This window comes from Tolypothrix sp. PCC 7712, from assembly GCF_025860405.1.
GTDB lineage: Bacteria > Cyanobacteriota > Cyanobacteriia > Cyanobacteriales > Nostocaceae > Aulosira > Aulosira diplosiphon.
Map to the genome: position 1 here is coordinate 7,933,460 of NZ_CP063785.1, position 18,892 is coordinate 7,952,351.

General features: G+C 38.4%; 10 protein-coding genes. 6 read left to right on the top strand and 4 right to left on the bottom strand.

From position 1 onward, the window contains the following. Window positions 1-36 precede the first annotated feature (36 nt). A complete protein-coding gene (locus HGR01_RS32280) occupies window positions 37-3,048 on the top strand; it encodes a hypothetical protein (RefSeq protein WP_045868185.1) in 3,012 nt (1,003 codons plus the stop codon). Window positions 3,049-3,227: 179 nt separating this feature from the next. Here HGR01_RS32280 and HGR01_RS32285 read toward each other — a convergent pair whose 3' ends face one another. Beyond that, window positions 3,228-4,238, bottom strand: a complete 1,011-nt coding sequence (locus HGR01_RS32285) for a DUF389 domain-containing protein (RefSeq protein WP_045868184.1) — start codon at window positions 4,236-4,238, stop codon at window positions 3,228-3,230. Window positions 4,239-4,353: 115 nt separating this feature from the next. On the opposite strand from HGR01_RS32285, the gene HGR01_RS32290 reads away from it, so the two are divergent. Beyond that, window positions 4,354-5,913 (top strand): cation:proton antiporter, encoded by a 1,560-nt coding sequence (locus HGR01_RS32290; RefSeq protein ID WP_045868183.1) that lies wholly within the window; start codon window positions 4,354-4,356, stop codon window positions 5,911-5,913. 114 nt (window positions 5,914-6,027) lie between these two features. On the opposite strand, the gene dxr is transcribed toward HGR01_RS32290, so the two are convergent. Then, the gene (gene dxr / locus HGR01_RS32295; RefSeq protein ID WP_045868182.1) at window positions 6,028-7,224 is read right to left on the bottom strand and encodes a 1-deoxy-D-xylulose-5-phosphate reductoisomerase; all 1,197 of its coding nucleotides are present in this window, start codon (window positions 7,222-7,224) and stop codon (window positions 6,028-6,030) included. Between the two features lie 775 nt (window positions 7,225-7,999). Here dxr and HGR01_RS32300 point away from each other — a divergent pair. The 3 genes from HGR01_RS32300 to HGR01_RS32310 all read left to right on the top strand — a co-directional run bounded on the left by HGR01_RS32300 (window position 8,000) and on the right by HGR01_RS32310 (window position 12,018). Beyond that, window positions 8,000-9,286, top strand: a complete 1,287-nt coding sequence (locus HGR01_RS32300; protein ID WP_045868181.1) for a mannosyltransferase family protein — start codon at window positions 8,000-8,002, stop codon at window positions 9,284-9,286. 157 nt (window positions 9,287-9,443) lie between these two features. Next, entirely contained in the window at window positions 9,444-10,613 is a 1,170-nt protein-coding gene (locus HGR01_RS32305) for a membrane protein (protein WP_045868180.1), read from the top strand. A gap of 19 nt (window positions 10,614-10,632) precedes the next feature. Beyond that, entirely contained in the window at window positions 10,633-12,018 is a 1,386-nt protein-coding gene (locus tag HGR01_RS32310) for a DUF2079 domain-containing protein (RefSeq protein WP_045868179.1), read from the top strand. Window positions 12,019-12,023: 5 nt separating this feature from the next. Here HGR01_RS32310 and HGR01_RS32315 read toward each other — a convergent pair whose 3' ends face one another. Together HGR01_RS32315 and HGR01_RS32320 are read right to left on the bottom strand one after the other, a co-directional pair. Continuing rightward, window positions 12,024-13,553 (bottom strand): ArnT family glycosyltransferase, encoded by a 1,530-nt coding sequence (locus HGR01_RS32315; protein WP_045868178.1) that lies wholly within the window; start codon window positions 13,551-13,553, stop codon window positions 12,024-12,026. A gap of 3 nt (window positions 13,554-13,556) precedes the next feature. Further along, window positions 13,557-15,995, bottom strand: a complete 2,439-nt coding sequence (locus tag HGR01_RS32320) for a hypothetical protein (RefSeq protein WP_045868177.1) — start codon at window positions 15,993-15,995, stop codon at window positions 13,557-13,559. 1,543 nt (window positions 15,996-17,538) lie between these two features. On the opposite strand from HGR01_RS32320, the gene HGR01_RS32325 reads away from it, so the two are divergent. Continuing rightward, the gene (locus HGR01_RS32325; RefSeq protein WP_045868176.1) at window positions 17,539-18,447 is read left to right on the top strand and encodes a polysaccharide deacetylase family protein; all 909 of its coding nucleotides are present in this window, start codon (window positions 17,539-17,541) and stop codon (window positions 18,445-18,447) included. The last annotated feature ends 445 nt before the right edge of the window (window positions 18,448-18,892 follow it).

Sequence of the window (18,892 nt, forward strand, 5' to 3'; positions counted from 1 at the left end):
CCAATACGCGATAAAACTACCAGAAAGTAAAACTAAATGGAACAGAAAAATAACTGGTTGCCTACAAATAGAGGCACTGTGGCACGGCTGCTACAGTGGTTGAATCTCCGGCCTGAGGAAAGCGAACGGACATGGATGATGTTTGCTTTTTATACAACTGTATCTGTAGGTTTACGGTGGGCTGAAGATAGTACAGTAGCGCTGTTTTTAGATGAATATGGAGCCGATCCACTGCCTTTGATGTATATTGCCAGCGCGGTAATCGGTTTTGGGCTGGTTGTTTTATATTCTTGGCTACAAAAAATATTTCCTTTGCGCTGGGTGATTGTGGCGATCGCACCTTGCATGGTTACGCCATTAGTTTTATTAGTATTTTTACATTGGGAAATACATATTTCCTATTTAACGGTAGTGATTGTATTTTTGATGCGGTTATGGGTAGACGCACTTTATGTAGTCAATGACCTAAATACTTCTATAGTCGCTAATCAACTATTTAATATTCGCGAAATTAAACGCACCTATCCCCTGGTAAGCAGTGGTTTGTTAGTAGCTGATGTGATTAGCGGTTTTAGTTTGCCGTGGCTACTGGAATATGCGAAGCTCAGTAAAGTGATTGTTATTGCTTGTGCAGTAATTATTTTAGGGTCAGTAATTCTTTTATATCTAAGTCATCACTATCGCACTTCCTTTCCCGACGCACCACAACGCCTACAGGCTCCAGAAGAAGCTTCTAGGCACCATCGCCTCAAAGAGCCACTCAAAGTTTATATTTGGCAATTGTTTGCTTTTGTTGGTCTGTTGCAAGTACTGGGATTGTTAATCGATTTTCAATATCTGCGCGAACTGAAATCTAATTTTGACGAGAAAGAACTGGCAAGTTTCTTAGGTTTATTTGGCGGCATGGTAGGACTGTGTGAGTTGATGACACAGTGGTTTATTTCCAGCCGCTTAATTGAAAGGATTGGAGTATTTTTTGCCGCAGCGTTATTACCAATTACGGTAGGTTGTTTCATACCTGTTGGGATTGCTTTATTCAATCTATTTCCCACAATGCAATTCTCCAGTTTTTTCTGGGGGTTAATCATTCTCAAATTCTTCGATGAACTGTTGCGCTACACCTTTATTATGAGTAGCGGCCCAGCACTGTACCAACCAATCCCCGAACGCATTCGGAACAGAACGCAGATATTATCAGGAGGAACAGCAGATGCGATCGCTACAGGTTTGGCTGGTGTAGTCATTTTTCTGACATTATTATTTTGCGCGCAATTTGTTCCTCAAGAATTACAAAAGTGGGTATTTATTGCTGAAACAGTAATCGTAGCTGCTATCTGTTTAAAAGTAGTAATGTTACTGCGATCGCACTATGTCGATTTGTTAGTTTTGAGTGCAGATCGGGGAGAGCTAAGTGCTACAAACGTCGGTTTGCGGGTACTACAACAAGGTGTAGTCAAAGCTTTAGAAGAAAAAGGTAGTTTAGCAGATAAACGCTCTTGTATTGAACTTTTAACCCAAATTGACCTCCAGGGTGCAGTCGAAGTTTTAGCACCTCTGCTCATCAAATTACCTTCAGATTTGCAATGTCAAAGTTTGGAAGTCATGCTGATGGCTGAGGCCAATCCAAAATATTTACCTGATGTCCGGCCTTTATTAGAATATTCCGAACAGCGTGTTACCCCAGAAGTATTTGCTTTAGCTTTGCGCTACGTTTGGCTGGCTGAACCACATCCTAATTTAGCTTTATTAGAAGATTACCTCAATCCCCGACAACACTCACTCATTCGTGCTACAGCCGCCGCTTTACTTTTGCGTCAAGGAACGCCAATGCAAAAGGTAGCAGCTACCACAACTATGCGGAGGATGCTCACTCATAAACTAGAACGGGAACGGGTGAATGGAGTTAAAGCCTTAAGAGAAGCAGTTTATTTGCAAGCATTGCGGATTCATATCCCAAATTTATTACAGGATGAATCCTTACGGGTACGCTGTGCTGTTTTAGAAATGATTGCTTCTACTCGCTTAGAAGAATACTATTCAGCACTATTAGCCGCACTATACTATAAATCCACCCGCAACACAGCAATGAGTGCCTTAGTGAAACTAGAAAATGAAGCCCTAGAAATGCTGTTGCAGTTGGCTACTAATAATTACAAACCAGAAATACTGAGGATGTACGCTTGGCGTACTATTGGTCAAATAGGCACTGTGGAAGCCGTAGATTGTTTATGGCAAAACTTAGAACAATCTTGGGGTGCTACTAGATATCATATTTTGCGTAGCTTATTGAAAATCCATAAACAACCAGAAATTCAGAGTTTAGAAGATAGATTTTATGAAGGTAGAGTGGGAACTTTTATTGAACAGGAATTAAAATTTTTAGGCGAAATCTATGCCGCTTTTATAGACTTTACTAAACAACAAACTACTACAGATGAGCAGTCAAAATTAGTTTTTGATTTACTGCAACGCTCCTTAGCAGAGTTAGAAATCGATGTGAGAGAAAGAATCCTACTGCTATTAAAGCTGCTTTATTCCCCAGACAAAATGCAAGCAGCAGCCTTTAATCTCCGGTCTGATTCCGGCACGAATTTAGCACGAGGCTTAGAAATCTTAGACCATACGATCAATTTACCTTGCAAAACATTGTTGCTGAATATGTTAGATCGGCGATCGCCTGAAGAAAAACTTTATCTGTTGGGCGCAGCCGGGTTAGGAGAATATGAAAAAATGTCAATTAGCGATCGCCTGCGTCGTTTATTAATGTTGTCCAACTTCCTATCTGACTGGTGTTTAGCTTGCTGTTTCCATTTTGCGAAAGTTAGCCATATCCGCCTGACAATCCCCGAAATCATGATTTCTCTGCGCCATCCCACAGGTTTTGTCAGGGAAGCTGCAATTACCTATCTCAGCGTAGTTTCACGTCGTGTTGTTGTAGAACTACTTCCCCAATTGCAAAAAGACAAACATCCCCTAGTGGTGGCTCAAGTTAAAAATTTGATGGCGAAATATCAGCTGCAAAATCCTAAAATTACGCAGGAAGTGTAGGTGGGGATTGGGGACTGGGGAACTCGGGGCCCCCTCTGGGGATAAGGGGGAATGGGGACTGGGGACTGGGGACTGGGTAAAAATAATCCTTGACTCTTGTACAGACGCGATTCATCGCGTCTCTTTGACTCTGGAGTAAAGACGCGATGAATCGCGTCTCTACAATTATGAAAATATTATTATTTTGCTTGACTTTGTTCTGCGCGAACTTCTTCTACCTCACCAACTTCAAAAATTAGGGTAAAGGATTGTCCCATTTCGCGCTCGATAAAGTTTTCTAATAACTTCACTTGTCGAGGTGTGACGGGTTCTTGCGATCGCACAATTAAACGCACTTCTGGCGGATTTGCTAGCCAGTTGGTATTACTATTAATTAAGCGTAAGCGTTGAAAGGTAACAGTTCGATTCAATAATGCTCTGCGTAAGCTCATTTCCAATTGCCCTTGTCTTACCAGCCGAGCAAAGCTGACACCTAGAGGAATGACCAAGACTGCGGTTAAAGCTAATGTCCAAATGAGAGGACGACGGGCACGAGAGAAAGATGTATATCCTGCTACCAAGAATGTCAGCATACAGGATAAAGTAATCCCCAATAAGTTGGTGAGGTAAAGCAGGGTTGCGCCTATACTTAGTGACCAGTTGCCTTGCGCCAAGCCTAAACCAATCACGCAGATAGGGGGCATAAGTGCGACTGCGATCGCAGTGCCCGCCACACTACCAGAAATTTTCGGCTCAACTTTGGCGTAGCCACTGATACCACCTGCGGCGACAGCAATGCCTAAATCTAATAGTGTGGGTTCAGAACGGGCTAGCACTTCACTACCATAGCTGGGTATAGGTACAAGCATTCCCAAGCTGTAAGCCATGACTACCGCCAAGAACGTACCCACCACGACGGCTATTATCCCTTTGCGGAAGAGAATTACATTACCTTCTAATGCGCCAAAGGCTAATCCCCGAATCGGTAGCATCAGAGGCGCAATAATCATCGCACCAATAATGACAGCACTACTATTGGACAATAAACCAAAAGTAGCGATCGCACAGGAACCCACAATCAAAGTTAGGTAGGATGCGTCTAAGGTTGATTCCGCCAGCAAATCCGTTTGGATTTTTTGGAGTTGCTCTGGTTGAGATCCTTGGCGACGAAAATTTTTAAAGCGGTCTCGAATGTTATTACCCAAGACCATCCTCCTTGAAAGGTGAATTTTTAGTCATTGGTTCATTAAAATCCTATATTTGACTGATGTCATCTAGAAATGGTCAGATGCAGAGTAAGTAAAACACTTTACCAGGATTTTCTTTATGACGCTTGAACCAGCAATTGCTGAACAAGTTATTACAGCTAACTTAAAGCAATTTCTTTTAGTACTGTCAGTCTCTTTAGGAGTAGCAACCCTACCGCAAATATTTAGCTGGTTTCGCCAGATACCTTATACCTTGCTACTGGTAATTGTGGGATTGGGTTTGGCATTTGCGGATATTCGCTTAGTCAACCTTTCGCCGCAATTGATTTTATTAATATTTTTACCACCCTTACTATTTGAAGCTGCGTGGAATTTGAAATGGTCTGATTTGAAGCGCGATTTGCTGCCAATTTGCTTATATGCAGTTTTGGGAGTAGTGATTTCTATTGTGGGGGTGGCAATAGGTCTCAATCAATTTGCTGGCTTATCTTTAACTACAGCGTTGCTGATTGGGGCGAGTTTGTCGGCTACCGATCCGGTTTCTGTTACTGCTGTGTTTCGAGAATTGGGAGTAAGCAGCCGACTGGTCACTCTCATGGAAGGCGAAAGCTTATTCAATGATGGTATGGCGGTAGTAGCTTTTGGTTTTTTAGTGGCATTACCTTTAGGAAATGCAGAATTAGAAATCCAAGCAATTTTGTTACAGCTTTTGAAAGTTATTGGTATTGGTGTGGCAGTAGGAAGTCTCATTGGGTTTGGTATTTCCTACCTAACTCAACGCTTCGATTTACCTTTAGTAGAACAATCTTTAACTCTAGTTTCAGCTTACGGAACTTACCTAATTATTGAAGACTTAGGGGGTTCTGGCGTAATTGGGGTAGTAACTACAAGCTTAATTTTAGGTAACTTTGGCTCTCGTATCGGCATGAATCCCCGTACCCGAATTATTGTTTCTGAATTTTGGGAATTTTTAGCTTTTTTTGTTAACTCAATAGTATTTCTATTGATTGGCGACCAAATTCACTTTACAAGTTTGGCAGCAAACCTCCACATCATTGCTATCACACTTGCAGCAATGATTTTGATGCGATTAATTGCGATTTATCTTCTCAGCAAATTAAGTACAAAACTGACTAACTCAGAAATTTCTTTACCTGACCAAACTATCTTGTGGTGGGGAGGATTGCGCGGTTCTGTTTCTATAGCTTTAGCATTGAGTGTACCAACAATATTGCCAGAGCGAGAAGAAATTATCGCTACAGTATTTGGAGTAGTTCTATTTACTTTGTTAGTTCAAGGACTAACGATTAAACCTTTGTTGCAAAAACTCAATCTTTTAGGCGATGCTCCCTTACGCGATCGCTATTTAGAATTATCGGCTCGTCATGTAGCTTTAGAAAGAGTTCTGCAACACCTGCAAACCGATCAGCGTCCAGGTATAGACCCAGAATTTTACCGTTATCAAGAGGCATTAATTAAAGGTGAACTTGAAGATTTACAAGCAGAAATAGACAAATTACAAAATGAATATCCCAACCTAAAAAGCTTTATATTTGAACAGTTGCGCGGAGAACTTTTCTCTATTGAGGCAGACACCTACGCGGAATTTGTGCGTTCTGGTCGCTTAAGTAAAGAACTCGCGCCTATGCTTCAGGAAGTTTTACAAAAGGGAGACTGAAAAGTATTTAGTGTTTGGTGTTTGGTGTTTGTATCAATTACCAATTACCAATTACCAATTACCCATTACCAAAAAAACCCAACAAAACAAAATTGCTTTGTTGGGTTTAATAATTTATCGCAGAGAAATTACCCGCGATTGAGTTGTTAAATTTTCAGTTGCTGCTAAAACTTCTTGCCTTGCCCACTTATCTGCTGCCAAAATGTCATCTAAAGAGGGATTTTTACAGTTATCATTTTGATGGCGATCGCACACCGATTCAATACAACGGGGAATATCTAAAAAGCGAATTTTTTCTTCTAAAAATAAAGCCACAGCTTGCTCGTTGGCAGCGTTTAACACAGCCGGCATGGAACCGCCAGCGCGACCTGCTGCATAAGCTAGCCGCATACAAGGATACTTTTGATGGTCTGGTTCGCGGAAGGTTAAGTTTCCTGCTTTTACCAAATCCAATCTTTCCCAATCTGTGTAAATGCGATCGGGCCAAGATAAAGCATACAGTAGGGGTAAGCGCATATCTGGCCAGCCCAGTTGAGCTAAAACTGAAGTATCTTGTAGTTCAATCAGCGAGTGAATAATACTTTGGGGATGGATAACAATCTCAATTTGGTCATAATCCATGCCAAAGAGAAAATGAGCTTCAATTACTTCTAAACCCTTATTCATCAAAGTCGCAGAATCGACTGTGATTTTCCGCCCCATAGACCAGTTAGGATGTTTGAGGGCATCAGCAACGGTGACTTCTGCTAACTTTTCTACTTCCCAATCTCGGAAAGCACCACCAGAAGCAGTGAGTAAAATTTTTCTTAAACCGCCTTTAGGTACACCTTGGAGGCATTGAAAAATTGCGGAATGTTCGGAATCAGCAGGTAGCAATTTTACGCCATGCTTTTCTACTAAAGGCAGAACTACAGGCCCACCAGCAATGAGAGTTTCTTTGTTTGCTAAGGCAATATCTTTACCTGCTTCAATCGCCGCAATTGTTGGTAGCAAACCTGCACAACCAACAATACCAGTCACAACAGTTTCGGCATCACCATAGCGCGCAACTTCTATAACCCCAGCTTCGCCACCTAGAAGAATTGGTTGCGGATCGAGGTCTTTGATTGCTTCTTGTAGCGCTGGCAATTTTTCTTCTACACAAATAGCTGCTATCTGCGGTCGAAACTGCCGAATCTGAGCAGCTAACATTTCTACATTGCTTCCCGCTGCCAATCCTACAATCCGAAACTGATCTGGGTACTGAGAGACAATATCTAAAGTCTGAGTACCAATAGAGCCAGTGGAACCAACAAGAGTAATAGCTTTCACAATTGTTTAAGGATTTACAAACAATTCTCACTATAAATTGCTGAGGACTCTTAATCACAGTCATGGGTAGAATCAATGCAACTCAAGATAGAGAATTACTCTTGATTAAGAAGTCATACTGCTATCAGCCCTATTGATATCCGCACCAGGAGGATACAAGCTTCTCATTTAACAAATATAGCGATCGCTTTGGCAAGCAGTCCCAATGAAAAAAATTTCCAAAGCCTTGCATAAAAGCTGTAATGGGATTTTTACTCAGAACTCAGCACTTTCACCTCAGAGGAGGAAGAAGACAATTATGGGCTTCGCTCTCTTAAATGGATAATTTAATTTCTGGAAGTCCCTTAGCAGGGAGCAGAGAGGATCAAGAAATCTCATTTGAATAAATTCCCTGATTGATTCGCTGCCACTTTTTAATTCAAAATTCAGAAATATACTTTACCCGGAAATTTTAACTTTTGACTCTTGAGTACAGATGGGATTAATTGCTCTAGACTTCTGTACAGCCCTCTCTAGTTGATTCTTCCTGAGCATTGCTCAAAACAGTGTATATAAATACTATAAATTTAATCATAATTGCCTAGAATTTGTGCAATTAGTAACCGACAGCTATTACTGATTAAGAAAGGCTAATAACATTACAAGCCTTTTTCTTTTACAGTTGATTAATTGAGTGAGTGGATGAGTGTGAGGTGTTGAATGATACTTAGAAATTTTAGAATGGTAGCCATAGTTCAAAGGATGCATCAAGGAGTCGGTTGAAAAACTCAAGTCTATGGCTAAAGTTCAAATATTTATAGCAAAATCTTTATGGAAAAATGAACTCATTTTTCCGGCAGCAGTCTGGGTTTTCAGCCGAATTTTCATCTTCATAGCCATGCTGCTGCTAGCCCCACATTTATCAGATCCAACGGACGGAACGACTCCTAACTTTGGCTGGGAAGTTGTGAATGCGTGGGATAGCGTACATTATCGCTCAATAGTCACGTCTGGCTATGAGTTTGTCGATGATGGCAACCAACATAATCTGGCGTTCTTTCCCCTATTTCCCCTAAGTATCTGGCTGTTAATGAAGCTGGGCTTATCGTTTGAATTAGCAGGAACGCTGATCAATAACATCGCATTTTGCGCCGCCCTGTACTGTGTTTACTTTTGGGTGAAACAGCATTGTGGAATCATCGCCGCGCAGTGGGTGACTGCTGTGATGGCTTGGTGTCCTCAAGCTATGTTTACTGGAGTGGTTTATACAGAGGGGCTGTATTTATTTTTGAGTACTGCGGCTTTGCGGGCTTTTGATCAACAGCAATATCGTTGGACAGCTTTGTGGGGCGCACTAGCCACAGCCACACGGCCAACAGGGATGGCGCTGATTCCAGCATTAGCGATCGCATCTTGGAGACAACGTAGACCTGCGATCGCTTATGTAGCATCTTTGGCTACAGCGATTGGTATCCTGTCATTCAGCCTTTTTTGCCTGATTAAATTTGGTCACCCATTAGCCTTCGTTCAAGCGCAACGCGGCTGGCGACCTTCTCTTGGGTTTGATGGGCAAGGTTGGTGGAATATGGTGATGGAAATTGCCATAGGAACATCCAATTGGCAGGATGCTTGGGTAAAAAATCCTTGGCACCCTCTGTTGTTTAGCATCATACTTGTCAGCGCTTATCCTTTATGGCGCTTCCGCAAATACTTAATTGAGGCTAAGGTATTTTATGGATTGTATGCTTTAGCTGGAATATTTTTCTTTCTGGTTAACGAACAATTCATTAATAATTTCCTGAACCTGTTTACAGTATTGGGTGGTGGCTTCATTTTGTGGCGATTGCGTAAGCAACTCACCCCAGTAACTACAATCTATGGTTTTTGCGGTATAGGTTTACTGTTAGCTTCTGGGGGTACGCTCTCACTCAGCCGTCTTGCTTATGGTATTGTGCCTTTAAGCGTTGGCGTAGGTGTTTTGCTATCTCGGCATTATCGCTGGGGTTATTTAACCTTGGGCTTGTTTGCTGTCTTACTTGCCAGGCTAGCTGTAGGCTTTGCCAAGCAAATTTGGGTAGGGTAAATATTGACGATTTTAGGGTACAGCAATGCTGTACCCTATTGATTTGGCAGCAGATGCTTAGGCGTAAACAATTGTAGGGATTGCCTCAACAGCATCCGAATTTTTGCAGAAAAGGAATAGAAAGATTTTATAATTTCTGAAGAATAGATAATCATTTATGGCGAAAACTTCAGAGCAGACATTTTTTAAATTTATCAAATCTCCGCTCAATTACCCCGTTAGCGTATATTTGGGTCTTGGTATTATTTTCGCTGTATTCATTCGGTGGCTTTGTATTCCCAATAAATCAGTTGATTATAAATATTTTTTAGCGCCTTGGTATGATTTCATCGCTTCCCACGGTGGATTTAGTGCTTTAAAATATGGTTTTGCTGACTATACACCACCCTATCTCTACTGGATTTTGATTGCAGCAACGCTGCTTTCTGGATTGCCAAAAATACTGGGAATTAAGCTTTTTGCCATGTCTATGGATTTTGTTTGTGCGTTTTTCACTTACAAAATTGTTAAATTAAAATATCCATCTGGCAGAATGGCAATATTTGCTTTTTTAGCAGTTATTTTAAGCCCTACAGTTATTTACAATAGTTCCCTTTGGGGTCAATGTGACGTTATCTATACAACGGGATTAGTTGCTTGCGTTTACTTTTTATCTATTTACAAGCAAATTCCAGCTTTAATTAGTTTTGGTGTAGCCGTTTCTTTTAAATTACAAGCGATGTTTTTAGCACCTTTACTCTTAATCATGGTGCTGAAAAAAAGAATCTCTTGGTATTTGCTGCCTATAGTACCCTTGGTATATATAGTTTTAATGCTACCAGCTTGGTTTGCAGGCAGACCCATGCCTGATTTACTATTAGTCTACTTTAACCAAGCTAATAAATATAAGGAACTAGCGAAAGGCTCACCAAATTTATATCAATGGATTCCCAACGATTTTTATAATATTGTAGTGCCGATAGGTTTAGCTTTAACAGTAGCAGCTATGTTGCTATTAGCCTATCTTGTTGTTTTCAAAAATCGGTTAGAAATTACTCAAGACAGACTGATTCATTTGGCAACTATATCGGTTTTGTTTATGCCCTATATTCTGCCGAAAATGCACGAAAGATATTTTTACCCTGCTGATATATTGTCAATTATCTTTGCGTTTTATTTTCCTCAATATCGCTGGGTAGCCATATCAGTACAAATGGCTTCATTTTTTGGTTATCTAGGAACTCCGATATATATCAAACTATTTGCTTTTCCTTTAGGTTTTACGCTTTGGTTTATTGTGCGTCATTGTGATATGATTTATCCGAAATTAAAAGCCAAAATTTCCTAGAGAATCATCATAAATTCTAGTGGATAAAAAAATTCCCAAATTGAATACTGTTGGTGCAATTATTTTGATTAGCACCATCATCTTATTTATCTCTAGTACCCTCAGACATGAATTATTTAACTCATCTGGAGATTTAGCATTTTTTGACCAAGGAATTTACTTAATTAGTCAGGGAAAAACACCAGTTTCTTCGATAATTGGTTTTCATGCTTTAGCAGATCATGCTGCTTGGATATTATATTTTTTGGCTTTACTCTACAAAATTTACCCTAGCGTTTATTGGCTGTTTGCAGTCCAATCTTTTGCCTTAGCGTTAGGTGCTTTACCTACATACTTGCTAGCATTGCAAGCAGGTTTAGACAAAACTCAAGCAGTCGTCATGATGGCTGTTTACCTACTATATCCAGTAGTTTATAACAGCAATTTGTGTGATTTTCACCCCGATGTAATTGCTGTTCCTGCACTTTTAACAGCAATTTTCGCTGCTAGAAGCAAAAAAATAATTTGGTTTTGCATTAGTATTATTTTGGTTTTAGGTTGTAAAGCCGTACTTTCCTTGACGGTAGCGGCTATGGGGGTGTGGTTATTCTTTTTTGAAAAGCAGCGATTATATGGTGCGATCGCACTTTTTAACGGTACAGCATGGTTTCTGATTGCGAATGAGTTGATTATCCCGTTTTTTGGTGGTGAAGCAGCATTACTCAACCGTCATCTTTATCGCTATAGCTATTTAGGAAACTCATTTTCGGAAACGATACAAATTTTACTATCCCACCCAGAAGTTATTTTCAAAAATATTTTTTCATCTATCAATTTAGAATACTTAGTGAGTTTAATAGCGCCTATATTATGGGGTTTAAAACCACAATATATGATACCTTTAATAGGTGCAATTCCTTGTATCGCATTGAATATACTTGCCGATCATCCCTCACAGAAAAATTTGGTTTTGCATTACTCCCTAGCAGCATTACCATTTTTAATGGTAGCGATAATTGCCAGCCTTGCAAGTGGTAAAGCCTGGATAAAGCAAAATCGGGTAATTATTATATGGTCTTTAATAGGGTTTTTAGTTCTAGGTAAATGGGGATTATTTACTTCTAGGTATCTCAGAAATGTAGATAATTCGCAAGCCACTAAAAATGCGATCGCTTTAATTAAAACTCCAGATAGCGTTTTCACTACAGATATAATTACGCCACATTTAACCCATAGAGAATTAATTAGCTTTAAATATAATCTCAACGACGTAAATAATTATCACTATATATTGCTGAATCTGCGCCATCCTGGTTGGGCAGCAAGTCCAGAAGATTATCAGAACTTATACAATCAGTTGCAAACTCAGCCGGAATTTAAATTGCAATATCAGCGTGATGATGTGTATTTATTTAGTAAAGAGTAGTTAATTTATGGTGCAATTAGACTAAATCCTTCAGCTTCACCTTTAACTTTACTCTTACTAAGATTTATTTTTTGCATAGCATCTTTATCTAACAGCAAATAAGACTTTTTAGCTAACATTTGTTGTAAAACAGGCAAAGGAGCAGCTGTAACCTTACAATCACTATAAAAATCTACACTAGGACGACCATAAGCAAAAGAAGTGTAAATTTGCGTTCCGGCTGGTACATTTGCCCGAATTAATGCGCCTACTGGTTTGGCGGGGAAAGTTTCATTTAACTCCCAAACCCAAGATTTTGAACTCATTAACAAGGCTAAAACTAAATACATCCCAGCAAATAATACTGGAATAAACTTACAATTCTGCTGTTTAATCAACCATGCTGTCATACCCATAGTGATTGCTAAAACAATACTCATGGTGATTAAACTAGGCTGTGGATCGGCAATTAAAAAGTAAACGCAACCTCCACAACCAACAACAGATAAGGCAGCAAATAATACAGTTAAGGCTTTCACTTTTAACTTATCTTGTTGCCAGATTTCAGTTAAGTTAACACCTATTCCTAAAGCTAAAAAAGGATATATCGGCATTACATACCAAGGTAGTTTTGTTCTCATCAAGGAAATAATCCCTAAATAGACAATTGTGGAAACGAGAATTAAACAACCCCAAGCAGTTTGGCGTTTTTTCCAGCTTAAATATAAACCTCCGGGTAAAAACAATAGCCAGGGAAAACCATATTTGAGAATCTCTAGTAAATAATACCAAGGCGGGCCAGTATTTCCTTCTACTGCTGTTCCCAGCCTATCTAAAGCTTGGGCTTGAAAATGCACTTGTAAGAATGCATCACCATAATGTTGATATTGAGCAACATACCATGCGATCGCAGGTGCATTACCTAACAACATTCCCACCCATAAATAAGGATTTTTTAATAAAATGAATTGCCTATTTACCAGAATAAATAACCCAGCAATTCCTGCCAACACTACTACTAACATTCCCTTAGTAAGAGTAATTAGCCCTAAACAAAAACCCACACCCAAAGCATACTTTTGCTGATGACGCGCCTTGAATAAACAAAACAGCAATAGTAGAAAAAACGAAATTGTCATTCCATCTAACATTGCTAATCTACCGTGACGCACCACAGGAAGCATAGTTAAGTAAACTAAAGCAGAAAACAGCGCTGGTAAACTTTCTAAAAAAACCAAACGCCCCACCATGTAAAGTAAAGGTACTCCCAAGGCTGTTAACAACGCGCCAGGAAACCTAGTAGTAAATTCTTGCACTCCTGCGATGTGGTAGCACAATGCAATTAACCACTGCATTAAAGGTGGTTTTAATAAAAATGGTTCTCCTTGAAGAGTAGGGTAAAGCCAGTTTCCTTTGCGATAAATTTCTCTAGCGACAATCGCATAAGTCCCTTCATCCCAGTCTCGTAGGGGTAAGTTACCCAAAAATATCAGCCACAAAACCAGGGAAGCTGCTAATAAAGCTAATAACCATTCTTTGTCTGTGAATGGGCGCATATTTTAAAAGTGAATTAACGGCAAAAATTTCATAATATTTGTGACTGTTTTTAAAGTCTTTAATTCGGGTACATCTGGTTTAAGTTTTTCTGCGATCGCTAATTTTGGTTCTGCTTGTCTAGGTTGAAAATTATATAAATAAACAAACGCTAAGTAAAGCCATGCATAAGGATTTTTGGCATCATATTTAGTTATTTCTGTTAAATTTTGAATTAATTCTGGAACTTGACGCTGTAAAAGTTGTGATAAAGCTAGAGTATAACGCCAATTGAGGTTATTGGGTTCATTCTGCAAATAATAGTTAGCCGCGAATTCAATTTGATTTAAATAATCTTTGTTAGCATCATATTGGTTAAAATTCCCTATTTGCACAAAGATATTATCTAGCTTACCCTGCTGAAATTCTCCAGCTAATTGCGACATTCGAGAAACTAAATCTAATGCTGGTGATTTTGCTATATTTCCTGTGTCTGTCACATCCACACTAGTGTTAGGAATATTGAAAGGTGTAACTTTGCCATTTCTTCTATCCAAATACAAGGCTGATAGTTGATATTTCCCGATTGGTAGCGTTGTTGGGATAAATGTAGATAGATTTTCCGTGACTTGAAAACTACCTTGAGGATGGCATTTTAGCCCACAATATAAATTACCTAAGGCAATGGCATGATCGTGATACCAAGCTGATTGTTCATTTTGCCATTTTAAAAGTAATAAGCCATTTTGCAAATCATCCCATGAACCTGTTATTTGATAAGTAATAGGATTATTTTTACCCACAATTAACTGATTAGCTGCTATTACTTGCTTTAAACTAATGGCAGCATTACTCTCATTTAATTTTTCAACCACTACAGCCGGATTTACGCGCTGATATATTCGTAATTGATCAGCATTAGGCAATCCCCATTCACCCTGTAATTTTAAATCAGGAGAGGACTCAACTAAAGATTTTAATTTGCGTTTAGTTTCCCCTCTTTCACCAGGTTCATCTGGTTCATGATCTCTAGTCACATACCAAGAAAAATTCTCTAAATCTTGCTCTACTTGAGATAAGTTAGTAGTTAATTTCCTACCAGAGACGCGAAAATCAGCTAATGTACCAAAATAATCTAATGTAAACTCATTAACTTGAGGCGTAGAAACCGGGATTACTCCTAAAGTTGTCCTTAAATAGGGATTAGTTTGGTTAATTTTATCGATTAATTGCGTTAAAGGATATTTTTTTCCCTCATCATTAGGTAAATGCTTTCCTCCCCATGCTTGAATTAGGGGTAATGGAAATAAATTATTGATTAAAACTATGCCACTAAGTCCAATAGCCGTAAATCTGACTCTATCAAACCATCTATTCTCAATTAAATGCAATAAATAAGCCAAAATCAAACTAATAACAGGAAAGACAGGCAGAATAAATCTAATATCTTTATTTGTGCCTAGGGAACAGAATATATAACTACTGAATAAGAAGATTAATAACCAATTTAAACCAGGTTGATGCCATATAGCTTTAATTGCTGCCTTTTTAAATTTATTTTTAATTAGATAAACCAATAAAATACCAATGCTAGTAAATAATATTGGTAATCCAATACTTTCAGGTAGCATATTTGGATAAACTAACCATCCAGCAAGAGTTGTGGCTGGTGGATCGCCTTCAGCTTTACCAACATTGTTAGCATTTAATGCAGAGGTAATAATCGTCAGCCAATTTAAGCCGTACCAAAAACCACAAATTAACCAAGCTACAGTTAAGGCTAAACCAGTTTGTAGCAATTTAATATATTGGCGTTTTCTAATAAAGCCAATAAATAGCCAAATACTAGGTACTAAAATAAAAATAAATCCTGTTGGTTTAGCCAGCATTATCAACCCTACTCCTAATCCTAGGCTTAGGGTTAATATCAAGGAATAAAAACCTGTAAAACTATCTTTCCAAACCGTTAAAATCGTAAAAGTAAAGATAACAACTGCCATTAACCCATAATCTAATAAATAATCTGTCCGCATAATTCCCAAAATAGGAAATAACAGACAAAATATGCTGGCGGTTATGCCCACCTGACTACGCTTAAATAAATATTTGCCTAAATGATATACAGATACAATAATTATTGCAGTAAATAATAAATTCACTAAAGTAGCCTGATCGTATCCTCTACCAAATAATAAGAAAAAAGGTACAGTACAAATATAAACAAAAGGTGCACGGTAACTCTGACTGCGCTGCCATAAAGATAACCACCAATCGCCAGAGAAAGGATTAAAATCTTGAAAAACTCGATAATGGTGTAATGCCATTGTTAAATGGGCACTTTGATCGTAAGCAGGGATAGATTCATCTAAGAAAAACCATGTCCTATCTATAATTAAGGCGATTAACCAAATTATGAATAATATGAAGTAATCTTTATTGACTCTAAAAAAATTGGGAGCAGCCATATTTATTAAACAAATTTAACCAAAGATTTTGTGCCACAAACTATCAATGCTTACATAGTTAAAACTATGAACTGATATCTTAAATTGTCTACCATCATCTTGACGTTCAATTTCTAGAAACAGATTCTTAGTCAGAAATTTAGTCTGATTGCTTTAGCCCTATACCGTATGTTAGTGCTGACGACTAACTCATCAAAATTGTTGTTGAGCATTAACTGCTGGTATTTTTCCTCTGGAAGGTATTTTAGTACTGAAGTGACACCTGAGTGGCGATCGCATCTCATTCATCATTCCTATTCTCAGCAGTCGTGATCGGAGTATACATTGCTGAGTTTTATTTTTTACTCCAAATGTTTTCCTTAAGCAATACCGCTAACTTGGCTTTAATACTGTTTACATAGGTGCTATACTTTGTGTCATTATTGATGCCCAGCCTCAACCTTTAGTTTAAGTATTAATCCACAATCTGTTAGGTAGAAGAAACTTGATCTATGCAATCAGCATCAATTTTAGGTTACGCAGTATAATCTAAAACTATATATTTTAGAAAAATACTTTAAAACTGCTGATGACAGCCATCACAGTAGAAATTATATTTAAATGAAATCAAAGTTATGATATGATTACAGCCATCTCTTGTAGATTTTTAAGTAAAAATACGGTAATATATAGCTCTTAATTATAGAAATATATACGTGAATTCTTAAACTTATGCATTGATAAAGTGTAGAAAAGTTTGCTGATTTTAACTATTTACAATTAGCAATAATTTTTCAGCCACTTACTGCAGAAAGTATCAGGATCAAAATCTCTAGCTGATAACCAAATAAAATTTTATTTGATGTCATTAGTAAAGAGTATCTAGCTTAACGACTAAGTTTATTTAAGCAATGAGAAACTATATTCGATTGAATGTAGTCTATTTATTTAATGGCATCAAACAGTAACAGTCGGAGAGTTAACAATTTAACTTTTTTTTAAAAAGAAAAAAATCACTCTCAGCAGTACAATATACCTGATAAACTATGAAACTGAATAATCCTTTCAATGCTAGGAGCGTATATGTAGCCTTCTATCTAGGCTAATTGGGGAGCTAACCTCTTGCGTAAAAGTAAAACAAAGCTTATTACTAAGAGGTAAAGAGTGTGCAAATTAATCAACTCATGAGACAAGGTAGCTGAGTCAATATCAGTAATCCTGCTAGCATAAACCTTATAAAAGTGCAGTCAATCATCGGATTGTACTGTTTCTTAGATTTAACTATTGATATTTACAAGTGCAAATACCAATCTTTGTGGTTTTGGGCTTGGGCATTCCACACTACCAAATACCCTATAGATAGGGTTCTCATCAAGCCAGATAATCTGGTGTTCAGAGAAACTTGTTATATCTATATTACCGATTGCTAAATTATCTGTTAATCTTGATTCAAATTTCAGGATTATCAGTAGTTATATTTGTATCTAAGTATCTAGAGAAAATGTGTTATAACTTACCGTCAGGTACTTAACTGATGGTTCGTCCCTTGAAGGAGCTATATTAAGTGGAAAACAGTAAGTCGTTTTTTTGGCCACAAGGAATATTGATTGCATTAGTTGGCTTAGTTGGGACTTTCAGTCTTGGCTTGATGATGCTTGTCAAACCAAATGCCTCTGATGCTCAAGGTCAGCCTAGTATAAGTGAAACCACTATATCTGCTCAAGCAGGAACTCAACAAAGGATAGAAAGTTTAAAGGCGACAATGCTGACAAGCTGGCAACAACAAGCACAAGCTAAGGGTATGGCTTATCCTTTACCAGCAAGTGTTGTAGGGGCGACCATCAAAGCAGCAAAACTCACTCAAGGACAAAAAGTCATTGCACTGACTTTTGATGACGGCCCTTGGCCTGAGAGTACTGCACAAGTATTAGATATTCTCAAAAAAAATGATATCAAAGCAACGTTTTTTGTAGTAGGGCAGAATGTCAAGAATTTTCCCGACATTTTAAAGCGGGTGGCAGCTGAAGGTCATACTGTTGCTAACCATACGTGGCATCACTGGTATCATTTTATGAATGCACAAACAGCTGCTTATGAAGTTGACAACACAACAGACATAATTTTTAAAACGACGGGTGTGAAAACAAATCTGTTTAGACCACCAGGAGGCATGATGCATAATGGTGTAGCTAATTATGCGAAAAATAGTAAGTATGCAGTAATCATGTGGTCTTCAGACTCTATGGACTACTCCCGTCCAAGTGTGCCACGGTTAATCAATAATGTTTTTAGGGAAGCAAAACCGGGCGGAATCGTGTTGATGCATGATGGTGGTGGCAATCGTTCCCAAACAGTAGAGGCTTTACCAACTATTATTGCCAGATTTAAGAAGGAAGGTTACAGTTTTGTGACTATTCCAGAACTTTTAGAAATGCAAGATAAAGACCAAAAGTTAATTGCTAATAAAAAGTAAAAGGTATCACTAATAATTTACTATTTAAGTTAACTTACAAATTAAAATACCCCACCTAAGCTTTAGGTATTGGTGTTAGCCTCTCAAAGCTTATGTGGGGTTTTGTTATGACCTATGAAAAAGGGTATGGGGCAATACAGTTCAGATAAGATCATTAGTGATTAATTTGTCACTTGGGAAAAAGCTAGCATAATTGGGGGATTCTCCCCCAAACCCCCGATTGGGTGACGGTTGCGTCCCCCAAACCCCCTCCAAAATTATTGTTCGGTTTTTTGTTGAGTAACTAGTTTTTTGGTTTTGTTATCAATTAATTTTCTTAACTGAACTGTATTGGGGCATAGGGCATGGGAAAATTTTCATGCTTGTTTGTGCCAAAATCTGCCGTGAATGGATAATTTGAAACAAAAGAGGGCGGGCTTTCCGTCCCACCCTACAAGAAGAATTT